This window comes from Symbiobacterium sp., assembly GCF_040797425.1.
Classification (GTDB): Bacteria; Bacillota; Sulfobacillia; order Symbiobacteriales; family Symbiobacteriaceae; genus Symbiobacterium.
Genome location: NZ_JBFNEH010000027.1, coordinates 38492 through 51160, shown reverse-complemented (window position 1 = coordinate 51160; position 12669 = coordinate 38492). Strand labels below are relative to the sequence as shown.

11 protein-coding genes are annotated in these 12669 nt (G+C 68.9%); 4 read left to right on the top strand and 7 right to left on the bottom strand.

Going from position 1 to position 12669, the window contains the following annotated elements; genetic code table 11:
- Positions 1-935: 935 nt before the first annotated feature.
- Positions 936-1943: a type I phosphomannose isomerase catalytic subunit gene (locus tag AB2385_RS10060; RefSeq protein WP_367654846.1), complete on the bottom strand. Its 1008-nt coding sequence runs from the start codon at positions 1941-1943 to the stop codon at positions 936-938.
- A 217-nt stretch (positions 1944-2160) separates the two neighbouring features.
- Positions 2161-3435 carry a LysM peptidoglycan-binding domain-containing protein gene (locus tag AB2385_RS10055; RefSeq protein WP_367654845.1) on the bottom strand — a complete coding sequence of 425 codons (1275 nt, stop codon included), beginning with the start codon at positions 3433-3435 and terminating at the stop codon, positions 2161-2163.
- A gap of 228 nt (positions 3436-3663) precedes the next feature.
- On the opposite strand from AB2385_RS10055, the gene AB2385_RS10050 reads away from it, so the two are divergent.
- A complete protein-coding gene (locus tag AB2385_RS10050) occupies positions 3664-4446 on the top strand; it encodes a ZIP family metal transporter (protein WP_367654844.1) in 783 nt (260 codons plus the stop codon).
- Here the strand turns inward: AB2385_RS10050 and AB2385_RS10045 are convergent.
- From AB2385_RS10045 to AB2385_RS10035, 3 genes are all read right to left on the bottom strand, one after another.
- Positions 4443-5138, bottom strand: a complete 696-nt coding sequence (locus tag AB2385_RS10045; RefSeq protein WP_367654843.1) for a uracil-DNA glycosylase — start codon at positions 5136-5138, stop codon at positions 4443-4445. The two genes, AB2385_RS10050 and AB2385_RS10045, sit on opposite strands and share 4 nt — an antisense overlap.
- 71 nt (positions 5139-5209) lie before the next feature.
- Positions 5210-6877, bottom strand: coding sequence for a glycerol-3-phosphate dehydrogenase/oxidase (locus AB2385_RS10040; RefSeq protein ID WP_367654842.1), 1668 nt, complete (start codon positions 6875-6877; stop codon positions 5210-5212).
- A gap of 67 nt (positions 6878-6944) precedes the next feature.
- Complete coding sequence (locus tag AB2385_RS10035) at positions 6945-8360, bottom strand: FAD-binding oxidoreductase (protein ID WP_367654841.1); 1416 nt, start codon at positions 8358-8360, stop codon at positions 6945-6947.
- A 354-nt stretch (positions 8361-8714) separates the two neighbouring features.
- Here AB2385_RS10035 and yhfZ point away from each other — a divergent pair, with 354 nt between their 5' ends.
- Complete coding sequence (yhfZ, locus tag AB2385_RS10030) at positions 8715-9617, top strand: GntR family transcriptional regulator YhfZ (RefSeq protein WP_367654840.1); 903 nt, start codon at positions 8715-8717, stop codon at positions 9615-9617.
- On the opposite strand, the gene AB2385_RS10025 is transcribed toward yhfZ, so the two are convergent.
- Positions 9614-10129 (bottom strand): hypothetical protein, encoded by a 516-nt coding sequence (locus AB2385_RS10025; protein WP_367654839.1) that lies wholly within the window; start codon positions 10127-10129, stop codon positions 9614-9616. The genes yhfZ and AB2385_RS10025 overlap by 4 nt on opposite strands.
- Before the next feature lie 187 nt (positions 10130-10316).
- On the opposite strand from AB2385_RS10025, the gene hflK reads away from it, so the two are divergent.
- Both hflK and hflC read left to right on the top strand, forming a co-directional pair.
- Positions 10317-11237 carry an FtsH protease activity modulator HflK gene (hflK, locus tag AB2385_RS10020; protein WP_367654838.1) on the top strand — a complete coding sequence of 307 codons (921 nt, stop codon included), beginning with the start codon at positions 10317-10319 and terminating at the stop codon, positions 11235-11237.
- Complete coding sequence (gene hflC, locus AB2385_RS10015) at positions 11234-12148, top strand: protease modulator HflC (protein ID WP_367654837.1); 915 nt, start codon at positions 11234-11236, stop codon at positions 12146-12148. The genes hflK and hflC overlap by 4 nt, the downstream gene beginning before the upstream one ends.
- A 54-nt stretch (positions 12149-12202) precedes the next feature.
- On the opposite strand, the gene AB2385_RS10010 is transcribed toward hflC, so the two are convergent.
- Positions 12203-12646: a GNAT family N-acetyltransferase gene (locus AB2385_RS10010; protein WP_367654836.1), complete on the bottom strand. Its 444-nt coding sequence runs from the start codon at positions 12644-12646 to the stop codon at positions 12203-12205.
- Positions 12647-12669 lie beyond the last annotated feature (23 nt).

Here is a 12669-nt window from a genome sequence, read left to right as displayed (position 1 = left end):
GCACGGCTGCCAGCGGCCGGGCCCCCCGGGTGCCAGCCAGGGCGAACAGGAGTGACGGACTTGGAAGCAGGTGCTTCTTGCACGGCTGCCAGCGGCCGGGCCCCCCGGGTGCCAGCCAGGGCGAACAGGAGTGAGGGACTGGCAGGCAGGTGCTTCTTGCACGGCTGCCAGTGGCCGGGCCCCCCGGGCGCCAACCAGGGCGAACAGGAGTGAGGGACTGGCAGGCAGGTGCTTCGTGCACGCTGCTAGTGACCGGAACCCCCCGGGCGCCAGCCAGGGCGAACAGGAATGAGGGATTGCGAGGCAGGTGCTTACTCCCGGCTGGGGTGGTCGTCGTGCCCTCCGGAGCACCATCCAGGGCGAACACGATTGAGGGACTGGGAGGCAAGTGCTTCGCGCACGGCTGCAACGGTCGCCGAGCCGCCCGGAGCGCCGGCCAGGGAGAACAGGAATGCGGGACTGGGAAGCAGGTCTGACGGTGGCAGGACCCACTGCGCACCGGGAAGCGAACGCCAGCCTGGGCGAACAAACGACGAGATGGGGCGGGAAAGCCATGCACGCGGAGGCCCTCACCATCCGTTCCCCAGCCACGACCGAGGCCACCAGCGAAAGCGAACAGGCCCTTGGTGCGGGGAGGAGGAACTACGGCCGGCGTGCGCGATATCCCATCGCCAACGGGTGTTCCTTGCACGGGAGAGGGTCCCACCGGTCCCTACGTACAGCCTCAGTGGCAACGGGCACTGTGTGTGGGGTGGTCGGGTGGCCGCTTGCGTTCGCACTGGGCGCCGGCAGACCAGGTCTTGCGGTCGGACGGGCGGGGTTGCCGGCGAAACATCACGCCCCTGCGCCGGGGAAGGGCGCAGGGGCGTACGCATAGACCCAGTCTGATTGGGCTAGGGGCCCGTATGTCGTGGTCTGTTGGCCAGTCTTGAGCCTTACGGCACCCGGATCCGGAGGGCGCTGAACTCTCCCGCGAGCTGATAGCGTCCCAGCGCCGCGGGGACGAGCCACGTCTGCCCCGCGGCGAGCCGCTCGCTTGCCCCCGCCGACCAGGTGATGGTACCAGTGCCTTCCAGGATCATCAGCACCTCGAACGTGCCGGGGTCGGTCTCCTGGATCCACTCGCCGCTGCACCGCCCGTGGGCGGTGATGAAGTACGGTGAAGAGACGAGGGTCTCCCACCGGGTTTGTGCGTCCGACCCGAGGCGGGACGGCGCGGGTGGCGGGTTGTAGCTGGCGCAGGCGAGGGCCTGGTCCACGTGCAGTTCCCTGGGCCGACCGTCGAGGCCCAGGCGGTCATAGTCGTACAGCCGGTAGGTGGTGTCCGAGGACTGCTGGATTTCGGCCACAAGCAGCCCCGCACCCAGGGCGTGGACGGTGCCTGCGGGCACGTAGTACACGTCGCCCGGATGTACGGTGACCGAGCGCATCGCCTCCATCGTGCGGCCTTCCCGGATGGCCGCGGCGAGTTCCCCGCGCCCGACTCCCTCGGCCAGGCCGTGGACGATGCGCGCACCGGGTTCGGCGTCCAGCACCACCCACATCTCGCTCTTGCCCAGTTCACCGGGGGGCAGCCCGGGGAAGTCGTCGTTCGGATGTACCTGGATCGACAGGTCGTCCTGCGCGTCCAGCAGCTTGAACAGCAGTGGAAACTCGCCCGTCCGGGGATTCACGCCACGGGTTCCCAGCAGCGCCTCGTCGGACCACTTCGCTCCCGTTCCGCCCGAGCCGAGCCCTCCTTCGGCGAAGCGCCTGCGGAGGCTGTGGATGGTCTCGCCGCGCAGAGGACCGTTGGCGATGGGTGTGCGGCCCTGCGGGTGATCGCTCAATACCCAGGCTTCGCCCACGGGGCCCGGAGGCAGGTCCGGAAACCACCGGGTCAGGCGGCGTCCGCCCCAGACCCGCTCCTTGAACACAGGGGAGAATCGCAGTGGGTATAGCAACGACAGCTCATCCCTTCCGCATGGACTACCCCTATTTTACGATCCATCTCCCCACCAGTCCTGCCCGTTGATGGGATGGGCTGCCGGTGAGGGGAAGAGGGGCGTGAGAGGGATGGTCCGTGCGAGAGGCACGCGTGGTGGGGGTGGGGCCCTGCGGGAGAAGGTTCAGCGTCGGACGGGCGGCCCGTGCTGGGGGGCGCCGGGGGGTGGGGCACGTTCAGCGGAGACGGCGGACCCGGAAGTTATCCCGAAGCAGCGGGAAGTTCTGTGGGAACGGGTTCCCGAGCACCCAGTAGGAGACGCCGCGCAGGCCGTACTCCTTCACGGTGTCGAACTTGGCCTGCAGGCTCCGTGGGTCTTCGAACCAGACGATGTGCTCGCGGCCTTGGGCATCCCAGTATCGATAAAACGGCGACTGGGCGTCCTGGTCGAACTGGATCGCCACGCCCATGTCGATCGCCCGGTTGGTGGCGGCGACCGGGGAGAAGGTTTCGGCCCGCGTGACGCCCCGCTGGTAGGGGAGACGCCAGTCCCGGCCGTAGGTGGGAATGCCCATCAGGATCTTGTTGCGGGGGATGGCGCTCACGGCGTAGTCCAGTACCTGGCGCACCTGTCGCAGCGGCGCGATGGCCATGGGCGGACCGGTGACGTACCCCCACTCGTAGGTCATGATCACGACGAAGTCGCAGACCTCGCCGTGCACCGGGTAGTCGTGGGCCTCGTAGAGCAGCCCCGCCTGGTTGGCCGAGATCTTGGGGGCGATCGCGGTGGAGAGGCTGAAGCCCTCCGCGTGCAGCCGCGGCTGCAGCCGGCGCAGGAAGTTGTTGTACGCCTCCCGGTCGCTGGGGTAGACGTACTCGAAGTCGACGTTGAGGCCGGCGTAGCCCTGCACCCGGAGGATGATCACCAGCTCGTCGATGGCGCGCTGCACGGCCGCAGGGTTGTTGAGAAACGCCGACGCAAGGTCCGAACTGAAGGTCGATCCCCGAAAGTTGGTGAGGGTGAGCAGCGTGGCGGCTCCGCCCTGGTGAGCCGTGTCGATGAACCTCTGCGCGTTCGGGGGTACCACGTCGCCGTCCTCCGTGACGGCCGCGCTGAACATGCTGATGTACGTTACGTAAGGCGCCGCCTCGGCGGTGTACGACACGTTGCCGGTGGCCAGGTTGGCCTGGTAAGCGTTCGCCTCAATCACCGGCCGATCTCCCCTCGGGATGACCAGGGTCTGGCCGGGGTAGATCAGGTTCACGTTGGTGATCAGGTTCTCGCGGGCGATGGCCTCGACAGTCGTTCCGTACTGCTGTGCGATTCGCCACAAGGTCTCCCCCGGCCGCACCACGTGCCGGCGCTCCACCGGGATGAACAGGGCCAGACCGGGGACCAGCCGGTTGGGGTCACGCAGCCCGTTCAGGGTGGCGATTTGCTCAACGGTGACGCCGTACCGGCGAGCGATCTGCCAGAGCGTCTCACCGGGTCTTACGACGGCGATTTCCATGTGCCTCACTCCCTCGGGTCCATCCTATGCCCCGGGGGAAGGAGGGGGTGCCGCAGGGCCACCAGGACGGCTCCGGCAGGAAGTAGGCGGCGCACATAGGAGATGGGCGCGGTTTGGACGATGAAACCGAGCACCCGGAGGCCCTGATGGATGTTGCCGGATGTCTGGCGGGGAGGTTCCTCCAGTGTGTGTCCCATGATAAAATGCACGCGGGAGGTTCGTACACCTATGAACGCATTACTGAACGTGAATCCAATTCTGCTCGGTTTTCTGGCCAGTCTGGTTGCGGGTGTGGCGACGGTCCTCGGGGCGATTCCGGCCCTTGTGGCCCGCAAGGTATCGTCCCGTGTCTACGACGGTTTGCTGGGCATGGCCGCCGGCGTCATGCTGGCCGCCACTGTGTTCAGTCTGATCATCCCGGCCGTCGACAAGGCCGGCGGCGGCCTGCGCGGCGCGCTGGTGGCCGGCGCCGGACTCTTCCTCGGCGGGCTGTTCCTCGACCTGGTGGACCGCTACTCGCCCCACCAGCACTTCATCAAGGGTCCTGAAGGCGGCGCGGCTACCTCGTCGCTGCAGCGCATCTGGCTCTTTATCATCGCCATCACCATCCACAACTTCCCCGAGGGCCTGGCCGTGGGCGTCGGCGTGGGCAGCGGCGACCTGGGCAGCGGCCTGAGCCTGGCCACCGGTATCGGCCTGCAGAACATCCCCGAGGGCATGGCCGTGGCGCTGGCCCTCCTGGCCGAGCGCTACAAGTCGGGCCAGATCTTCCTGATCACGCTCCTCACCGGCCTGGTGGAGCCCGTGGGCGGGCTGCTGGGCGTGGCCGCGGTCACGCTGGCCAACCCGGTCCTGCCGTGGGCCCTGGCCTTCGCCGCGGGTGCGATGCTCTTCGTGATCAGCGACGAGATCATTCCCGAGACGCACGAGCGGGGCAACGAGCGTACGGCCACGTACATGATCCTGCTGGGCTTCGTGATCATGATGCTGCTGGACACTACCCTCGGTTAGCGCCCAGTCGCAGTCGGATCCTCCACCAGCGCCCGCGCCCGCTCAAAGATGGCGCTCCACATCGCCGGGGTCAACACCCCGGTGTTTGTGTTTTGCCGGCTCGGATGGTAGCTGCACAGCAGCACGGGCAGGCCCGGCGTGTGGTACTCGGCGCCGTGGGCGAAGGTGGGCCGCCCCAGGTCGTATCCCTGGGCGCGCCGGAGGCGTACGTAGGCGTCGAAGGCGATCCGGCCCAGCACCAGCACCACCTGCACCTGGGGAAGCAGCCTCAGTTCCGCCTCCAGGTACGGCAGGCAGGCGGCCACCTCGGCGGCGGTGGGCCTGTTCTCGGGCGGGGCACAGCGGACGACGTTGGCGATGTAGGCGCCCGTCAGCTGCAAGCCGTCGTCGCGGCTCACTGAATGGGGCTGATTGGCGAACCCGGACTCGAAGAGGGCGCCGTACAGCCAGCGGCCGGAGTCGTCGCCCGTGAACATGCGCCCCGTGCGGTTGGCGCCGTGGGCCCCGGGCGCGAGCCCCAGGATGAAGAGGCGGGCGTCGGGGTCGCCGAAGCCGGGGACGGGGCGGGCCCAGTACGCCTGGTCGCGATAGCGGCGGACGCGCGTGCACCCCACCTCGGCGCAGTAGGCGCGGAGGCGGGGGCACCGTTCGCATGTGATGATCTCGTTGGCCAGTTGCTCGAGTGGCTTCATGTCAGGGGGGTTCGGCGCAGAGCGGGCAACTCCCTGCACGCGGCTGTGCCGGCGGGCCCCCGGCGTTGCCGCTACGCCGTGTGTACACCCGCCGGTTCCCGGCTGAGCCGGTGGCGCCGGACGACCTTCCGATAGGCGGCCAGCTCCGCCGCACGCCGCTCCTCGCTCCAGCCCAGCAGGTCGCCCATCACCCGGGCAGCCTCGACGGCGGCGGCCTCTCCCTGGTCGTCGCTGAACAGGAGCAGGGCCGACCGGCGGTCCATGAAGTCGGACAGCGTCAGCGCCATCTCCTGCTCCACCGCGAGGCGCACCTCGCCCCGCAGGGCCGGCGTTTCCGGGGACAGGGGTTCGAGCCAGGCGGGGTCCTCCGCGCCGTACTGCAGCAGGGTCGCCATGCCCTTGCCGTAGAGCCAGGCGATCCGGTCGGTGGCCCGCGCCGGGACCCCGGCCGCATCGTAGCGCGCAAACATCTGATCGCGGAAGTCGGAGAACCGGACGCCGTTGAGGTCAGCCCCGGGCAGCGGCACCGAGGCGGTCTGCCGGCTGTCGGCAAGGCTCCGGCCGAGCTCGCGGGCCACGTGCGCCATCACACGGTTGGCCATCTGTCGGTAGGTCGTCAGCTTGCCTCCGGCGATGGTGATGAGCCCCGGCCGGATGCGCCAGACCTCGTCGTGGCGGGAGGTGTCGCGGGGCGCCTTCCCCTCCTGGGCGATGAGCGGGCGCACGCCGGCCCAGGTGGAGATCACGTCGCCGGCCGTGAGACCCGCCTCGGGGAAGCACTCCTGGACGAGGTGCAGCAGGTGCTGGACGGCGGCCGGGTCCGAGTCCGGCGCGTCGAGGCTGCCCGCGTACTGCACGTCCGTGGTGCCCACGTAGACGTAGTCCCAGCGGGGGATGGCAAAGCCCATCGTGCCGTCAGGCAGCCGCAGGGTGACGGCCCCTGCCAGCGGGAGGCGCCGGGCGGGGAAGAGGAGGTGGATGCCCTTGCTGAGCAGCAGGTGCTTGGGCGCCTGCAGGGAGCCGGCGGAGAGCGTCTGCTCGGCCCACGGGCCAGTGGCGTTTACCACCACCCGGGCCGAGGCGGCGAGGGTCTCGCCCGAGAGGGCGTCTGTGAGCGTGACGCCCGTCACCCGTTCGCGGTCGAACCGGAAGCCGGTGACGCGCACATGGTTCGCCACGGCCGCGCCGAACTCGGCGGCCGAGCGGGCGTTCTCCATCGTCAGGCGGGCGTCGTCGGTGATGTACTCGCCGTAGATGATGCCCCCCGTGAGGGGGTCCCGCAGCCCGGGCGCCCACTCCCGGACCGCGGCCGCATCGAGCATGCGGTGCTGTTCCGCGGGCGTCACCCCGGCCAGGCGATCGTACAGGATGAGGCCGGCCCGGTAGAACGCCGTGCTGTCGCCCCGGAACAGGGGGAAGATGAAGGGCAGCGGGTGCACCAAGTGGGGGGCGATGCGCCGGAGCACGGCCCGCTCACGGGCCGATTCCCGCACCAGCCTGACCTCGCCGTACTGGAGGTAGCGCAGTCCGCCGTGCACGAGTTTGGAGGAGCGGCTGGAGGTGCCGTGGCCGAAGTCGTCCTTCTCCACCAGGGCCACGCGGAGGCCGCGCAGGGCGGCGTCGCGGGCGATTCCCGCACCGGTGATGCCGCCGCCGATGACCAGCAGGTCGAACGTCTCCTCGGCCAGGCGCTGCAGGGCCACCGTGCGGCCCGCGGCGCTGAAGGGATACACGGTCATGCCACATCCCTCCTCGGGGGCGCAGGAAGCCGTCAGGAAACAGGAGTGATGGAAGTGCGCGTCGCGTCTATTCGAGCGGCAGCAGCGTCCCGGGGTTCATCACGCCCTCGGGGTCCAGCGCCCGCTTCAGCCGCTGGAGCAGCGGGTACGCGCTGCCCAGCTCCTCCGGCACCCAGCGGGCCCGCAGCTTGCCGATGCCGTGGTGGTGGCAGATCGTTCCGCCGCATTCCCGGGTGATGGCCATCACCCGCTCCCAGACCGACCAGTACACCCGCTCCACCTCGGCGGGGTCCCGCGGCGGCTGGGCGCCGAAGATGAAGTAGAGGTTGGTGCCCTGGATGTAGCTGTGGGAGGAGTGGCCCATGATGATGATCAGTTCGGGGACCTCTGCCTTCAGCCGGGTGGTTACCTTTTCGTAGATGTCGGCGATGCGGGTCCAGGGGGCGGCCACCTCGATGGTGTCGACGATGACGCCCATGTTGATGTACTGATCGAACTCGTGCACGTCGTTGCGCCGCTCCAGCCAGAGCTCCACCGGCCGCTCCCCCATGGGGCGGCCGCCGCCGGCGCGCACGATCGCGTCGATGGCGGTACCCTCCACGGCGGGGTAGCCGGCAGGGCCCTCGGAAAGCAGGATCAGCAGGGCTTCCTCGCCCGGCATCGTGTCCTGCAGCAGCCGGGCGGCCTCGATGAAGTCGATGAGGCGGACTACGGCGGGCTTCCAGCCGGCCTGCATGAACCGCTGGATGATCGCCAGGCCGGCCCGCATCGAGGGGACGGCATACGCCTGCATCCAGCGCTCCGCCGGCTTCGGGAAGAGCTTCAGCGTGACCTCGGTGATCACGCCGAAGGCGCCCTCGGAGCCGATCCAGAGCTGCCTGAGGTCGGGGCCGACGGCCCGGCGGGGCACGTACTGGATGCGCACCACCTCGCCGGAGGGCAGCACGGCCTCGAGCCCCGCCACCATGTCCTCGATGTTGCCGTACTTGGTGGAGAACTGCCCGGCGCTGAAGGTGGCGACCAGCCCGCCCACCTGGGCCACGTCGATCGACTGGGGGTAGTGGCCGGTGATGAAGCCCCGCTCGTTCACCCAGGCCTCGAGGTCGCCCAGCAGGACCCCGGGCTGAACCGTGACGGTCATGTTCTCGGCATCCAGCGCGAGGATCTGGTTCATCGCGCCGACGTCGAGCACGACCGCGTCGGCCGGGGGGATTGCCCCGCCGGTCACCCCGGAGCCGCCGCCGAAGGGAACAACCGGGATGCGCCGCTCGCTCAGGTACGCCAGGGCCCGCGACACCTCCGCCGTGGACCGGGGGCGGAGCACCAGGCGCGGCAGGACGGGCGCGGCACCCACCACCCGCTGGACCAGGCGCAGCGGCCAGGTGTCGACGGTGCGTTTGACGAGCTCGTCCGGGTCCGTGAAGACGCGCCCTTCACCCAGCAGGTGGGTGAGTTCACGGGCGAGGATCTGCGGATCAGCCATCGTCACGCCACTTCCTCTCTTCGTTCTGCAACGACAGGTCCCGGTGGCCGGTGTGGGCGACACGGACGGTTGCGAAGGGTGGGGGAGAAAGCGTACAGGAAGCTGTACGATTGGGCACAAGTCCACCTCTACGGTACGAGCGCGTCCCGGCGCATGATCCCAATTTCGCTGGCAGGTTTCGCCCCCTGGCGGAGGAGTTCCTCCTTTGGTATGCAACCGTGTATGACTGGATTCAGCGCGAACCGTGTCCGGTCGCGGTCTGTTACAATAAGGGCGTTGACTCGGGCGCGGTGCCTCGATAGACCAGGGTTCCCCGGCAGACAGGGGGCGCTCCGTGGAGGAGGAGGTGAGCCGGTGCTTCACCGGTACGGTTCGGTGGCGGAAGAGCTGGCCCGGCGACTGGCGGCCCACCGGGTGGGCGACCGCCTTGCGTCGGTCGGGGAGCTGGCCGCCGAGTTCGGCACGGGCCGCGGCACCGTGCAGGCGGCCCTGAAGCTCCTCACCGACGAGGGGGCTGTGGAGCTGGAGCGCCGGGGCAGCCTGGGGTCGTTCATCACGAAGCTCGACTATGCCCGGCTGATGGCGCGCGCCGGCCTGGCCACCGTCATCGGTGTGATGCCGGTGGCCTACTCCCTCCATTTCATCGGCCTCGCCACGGGCCTCACCCGCGCTTTCGCCCAGGCGGAGATCCCCCTGGTGCTGGCGCAGGTGCGGGGAGGGCGGAGCCGCATCCAGCTTCTGCGCACGGGCCGGTGCGACTTCGCCGTGGCCTCCCGCATGGCCTGGGAGGCGGAGTCCGGGGCGGGCGACCTGCAGCTGGTCTTCTCCTTCGGCCCGGGCAGCAGCGTGGGCGAGCACGTGTTGCTGGTGCGGGAAGGGTTCGACGGCATCGCCGACGGCATGCGCGTCGGCGTCGACCCCACCTCCCACGACCACATGCGGCTGACCCTGGAGGAGTGCCAGGGCAGAGCCGTGGAGATGGTGGAGATCTCCTACGCCCAGTCGCTGTCGCTGCTCCTGCGGGGTGCGATCGACGCCACGGTGTGGGACGGCGGGGCGCCGCTGGTCCCGCCCGGCCTGAAGATCCTGCCGCTCAGGCGCCGCAGCGGGCCCACGGGAGGTGACACGGAGGCGGTTCTGCTCACCCGGGGCAGCGACCAGGCCCTGGCCGCGCTGCTGCGGGCCCGCATCCGGCCCGAGGCCGTGGTGGAGGTGCAGCGGCGCGTGCTGTCCGGCGAGGAGTTGCCGGCCTTCTAGTGGTGCTCCGACGTGATGCCCGGCTCCGGCGGCAGCATGAGGCGGGGCTCTTCGGCAGGCGGCGTGGCCTGCATCGCCAGCTGAGGCTGGGCGGCCGCCAGGCGCCGGCGGTTGTTCTCCTGCTCGATGAGCTGTTCCAGCAGGGTAATGTGCAACGCCGTGTAGGCCTTCTGGCTCTGGTGGACGTAGAAGCTGAGCAGAACCAGCGAGGCGAAGAGCAGCCAGAAGAGGAAGATCTGCCAGATGGGGACCTGGCTGAGCAGTTCCTGCAGCCGGGAGCTCACGATGAGGCCGAAAAAGGGGATGGCGGAGAGCGCGAGGGGAATCATCCCGATGCCGTTCTCCTCTTTTCTTGCCCAGGCGAGCATGAGGTAGCGCTCCTCCTGGGTCAGCCCGGCGTAGTACGATGCGATCTCGCGCACGTGGTCGAGCCGCTTGACGGGCCCGGGCGGCGGGTCGGGATACTCCCGGCGCAGGGCCCGGTAGAATCGGTCCACGTCGCCGCGCAGCATCAGCTCACCCCCGCACGCTAGTATGCCCGCCGCACCGCCGCCCGCGGTTCGGTGCACAGAAGGGTCCGACCGCGGAGCTGGACCAAAGAAGTGTCGGCCCCACCGAACTTCTCATAGGATGGGCGCGTCTTCTACACGGACGCTGCACTTGGCAACAGTCAAGGTGTGAACAAGGGAGGTTGAACGTGTGCGAGTGATACGGCGGACGCTGCTCGGGGTGCTCCTCGTGGCCCTGGTGGCCGACCTGGCCCTGACGACCTGGTTCCGCGTCGGGGAGCACGAGTCTGCCCTCGTGCTCACGATGGGACGGGCCACCCGGCAGGTGGAGAAGGGCGTCCACACCAAGCTCCCCTGGCCGCTGGAGAAGGCCATCGTGGTGCCGACGAAGCAGACGCAGGAACTGCAGTTCGGCTTCCGCGAGGAGAACGGAAGGGTCCAGCTGATAGAGGACGAGGCGCTGATGATCACCGGCGACGAGAACCTGATCTGGGCGGACCTGCTGGTGGAGTGGCGCGTGCGGGACATCGAGAAGTACCTGTTTGCGACGGATGACCCCGAGCGCCTGCTCCGGAACGCGACGGCGGCCTCGCTCCGCTCCGTGATGGGCACCACCGGCCTGGACGTGGCCATCACCACCGGAAAGTTTGAAATTCAGGAAGAGGTCGAGCGGCAGCTGGTCGACCTGATGGAGACGTACGGCACCGGCATCCAGATCATCGACGTGAAGCTGCAGGACGTGGAGCCGCCGGAGCAGGTGGCGGCCGAGTTCAAGGCGGTGACCGACGCCCGGGAGGCCCAGCAGACCAAGATCAACGAGGCGGGCAAGTACGAGGCGGAGCGCATCCCGGCGGCCCGCGCCGAGGCCCAGCAGCTGCTGGAGCAGGCCGAGGCCAACAAGCAGGCCCGCATCAACCAGGCGCTTGCCGAAGTGGCCCAGTACAAGGCGATCTACGACGCGTACAAGGCGAACCCGACCGTGACCCGCCAGCGGCTGGTGCTGGAGACGCTGGAGGCCATCCTGCCCGGCGCCGACATCGTGATCGTGGACTCGTCTGAGGGCACGATCAAGTACCTGCCCATCGTGCGGGGAGGAGGTGACGGCCAGTGAACCCCAACCGCGAGCCCATCGAACTGAGGCTGAACGTCCAGCCCGGTGACGTGAAGCGACTCCTGATCTGGATCGCGGCGATCGCCCTGGTCTTCGGCGCGCTGAGCCAGATCATCTTCGTGCGGGAGGACGAGTACCTGGTCGTCCGCTCCTGGACCGGCGTGGTGCAGCGCATCCAGACCGAGGCGGGGCCCACGTTCAAGATCCCGCTGCTCCAGTCGGTGCAGACGCTGCCCAAGCAGCGCATGATCTATGACAGCAACCCGGCCGACGTGCTGACGGCCGATCAGAAACCCATCATCGTGGACTACTACACCGTGTGGCAGATCACGGATCCGCTGAAGTTTGTCCAGAACACCCAGACCACGAGCCGGGCCGAACAGCGTATCGACGCCGCCGTCTACTCCACGGTGCGCGGCGTGCTCGGCCGGCTGAAGTTCGGCGAGATCATCTCGGAGGGCGAGTCCGCCCGGGGCGACCTGAACGCGCAGGTCACCGCAATGGTCAACGACCTGGTGGCCGACTACGGCATCACGGTGCACGACGTGCGCCTGAAGCGCACCGACCTGCCGGAGCAGAACCTGGAGTCGGTGTTCAACCGCATGAAGTCGGAGCGGTCGAAGATCGCCCAGGACTACCTCTCGCAGGGCGACGAGCAGGCGGCCAACATCCGGGCACGTACGGATAAGGAGGCGACCCTCATCATCTCCGAGGCCCGCCGCCGGGCCGCCGAAATCGAGGCGGAGGGCGAGGCGGAGGCCGCCCGCATCTACAACGAGGCCTACGGCGCCGACCCGGAGTTCTACGCCTTCTACCGCACCCTCGAGTCGTACAAGACGACGCTGAACGGCAAGCCGACCATCGTCATCCCCATCGACTCGCCGTACGCGAAGCTGCTGATGGGGGAGTAACCCCCCGTTCACAGGCAAGACCTGGCGTCCCCACGGGGATCGCCAGGTCTTCTGCTACTCTGCCAGCACTTTTTCCATATGAACGTGCGGGATGCCGGCATCCAGGAACACCTCCGGGGAGGTGGTCCGGTACCCCAGCTTCCGGTAGAACGCCTCGGCGTGGGTCTGGGCGCCGAGGACGAAGCGGGTAAACCCCATGGCCCGCCCGATCTCCTCCAGCGCCTCCACCACCGCCCGCCCGTAGCCCTGGCCCCGGACCTCTGCCAGCACGGCGATGCGCTGCAGCTTGCCCGTCCGGTGGCCGTAGGGGATGAGGCGGCCCGTGGCCACGGGACGCCCGTCGGGGTCGAGGGCGAGCACGTGGGCGGCGGACTCGTCCAGGCCGTCCATCTCCTCCTCGGGCGGGACCTTCTGCTCCTCGATGAAGACCTTGCGCCGGATGGCCAAGGCGGCCTCCAGCTGCTTGGGGGTGGTGACTCGCATCGTGCGATGGGCCATGCGCGGATCCCTCCACTCGTCCT

Coding starts and splice junctions, on each gene's coding strand:
- AB2385_RS10055 (WP_367654845.1), bottom strand. CDS start 3,435: ATGGAAATCGCCGTCGTAAGACCCGGTGAGACGCTCTGGCAGATCGCT.
- AB2385_RS10050 (WP_367654844.1), top strand. CDS start 3,664: ATGAACGCATTACTGAACGTGAATCCAATTCTGCTCGGTTTTCTGGCC.
- AB2385_RS10045 (WP_367654843.1), bottom strand. CDS start 5,138: ATGAAGCCACTCGAGCAACTGGCCAACGAGATCATCACATGCGAACGG.
- AB2385_RS10040 (WP_367654842.1), bottom strand. CDS start 6,877: ATGACCGTGTATCCCTTCAGCGCCGCGGGCCGCACGGTGGCCCTGCAG.
- AB2385_RS10035 (WP_367654841.1), bottom strand. CDS start 8,360: ATGGCTGATCCGCAGATCCTCGCCCGTGAACTCACCCACCTGCTGGGT.
- AB2385_RS10025 (WP_367654839.1), bottom strand. CDS start 10,129: ATGCTGCGCGGCGACGTGGACCGATTCTACCGGGCCCTGCGCCGGGAG.
- AB2385_RS10010 (WP_367654836.1), bottom strand. CDS start 12,646: ATGGCCCATCGCACGATGCGAGTCACCACCCCCAAGCAGCTGGAGGCC.